The sequence below is a fragment of the Streptomyces sp. NPDC017890 genome, assembly GCF_044328675.1.
Taxonomy (GTDB): Bacteria; Actinomycetota; Actinomycetes; order Streptomycetales; family Streptomycetaceae; genus Streptomyces.
In genome coordinates, this window is sequence record NZ_JBIRHU010000152.1 from 1 (window position 1) to 1,316 (window position 1,316).

The 1,316-nt window shown below is 64.6% G+C and carries 2 pseudogenes; both read right to left on the bottom strand.

From position 1 onward, the window contains the following. Nucleotides 1-308: 308 nt before the first annotated feature. Nucleotides 309-530, bottom strand: a pseudogene (locus ACH4F2_RS36170) (FAD-binding protein); the annotation flags it as partial. A gap of 562 nt (nucleotides 531-1,092) precedes the next feature. Further along, nucleotides 1,093-1,316 (bottom strand): annotated as a pseudogene (locus tag ACH4F2_RS36175) (hypothetical protein); the annotation flags it as partial.

The following is a 1,316-nucleotide window of genomic DNA, read 5'->3' on the forward strand; positions in this document are numbered from 1 at the left end:
CGGTGCCTGCCTCGATCAGACCTCCCGCGCCATCGCCCGGCCGGCCTTCATCCCCGAGAAGATGCAGCCTCCGAGGAACGTGCCCTCCAACGAGTTGTAGCCGTGCACGCCGCCGCCACCGAAGCCGGCAGCGGGTGCACACGGAAGCCTTCCCAGCGGTCCGTCCCGTACACGTACTCGGCGACGAGCCCGAGGCGGGGCTGTCCTTCGACGCCCAACTCAGGCTGGTCGCGCTGCTGCTCGAGCCTGGCAGCCGCCCTCGACCTCACGGGGCGGCGAGCCTGGCGTGCGTGAGCGTCTGCAGCAGGTCCACGTTCCCCGCCGACGGTGGGGATGATCCGCAGGCCCAGGTCGTGCAGGTATTTTCGCTTCTCCCCGGCGGCGAACTCGACGTACGCCCGCGCCCACTGCCGCGGCCAGTGGCCCTCGGGGCGGTCGAACCCGGCGGAGCCGAGCCAGTCCCGCCACGCCAGCTCGAGGGAGTCGGAGATCCCGATCCGCCGCTGCTCCGGGGTGTCCACCAGGAAGAGGCGGTGTCGTCGCCGACAGAGACCACGCCCAGGTTGGGCGCCAGCGCCGCCCGCCTGGGTCCGCTCCGCCACGTGCTGCGTCCAACCCCACCGAAAACTCGACACCTCAGAACCCGGCACCTGATCAGTACATCTGTCGTGAGCAAACTCTACGTCAGTTCGCAGCCTGTCGGGTGCCAACGTAGTTGACACTACGCCACCCTAGATGGGACCCGGTGACACCAGCCTAGGACTTCGAACTCGCCAACCTGAAAGAATCCACGCCGAACTCTCACATCGGCTGTCACTGAGGACAGTCGCCGCCACGAAACCATGGAATCTCGCTTCAGATGGCAGCGAACTACGCAAGCCGGTAGCCGCAATATGCGGGTCAGTGGCTCTCAAGTAGCTGTCACCACTCCCAACTGAGGTGTCATCGGACACGGTCGCTGTTCAACAATCACTATGCTGCGATCTACGTTGACAGGGGCGGCGCCGTCGGAGCGATCGGCGGCCTGGTAGCAGTGATTCCCGGCGGTGTGCCCAAATAGCAGTGATTCGCACAGTCGGTCTCTTCCAGTGTCTACGACACAGCCCGGGTGACGGTGGCGACGATTCCTCCCTGCGCCACTGTCGTGGACAGTGTGTGGTGAGATTGGTTGTCTGCGTCGGGAGCGGTCACGACTGCTTCGGCGATCGGCGCCAACAGCGTAGTCCGGACGGTACGTCTCATATGTCTGGCCCCGTAGGTGGAATCAAATCCCTTGTTGATCAGAAGACTTCGTACATCGTCATCTGGCATCCAAT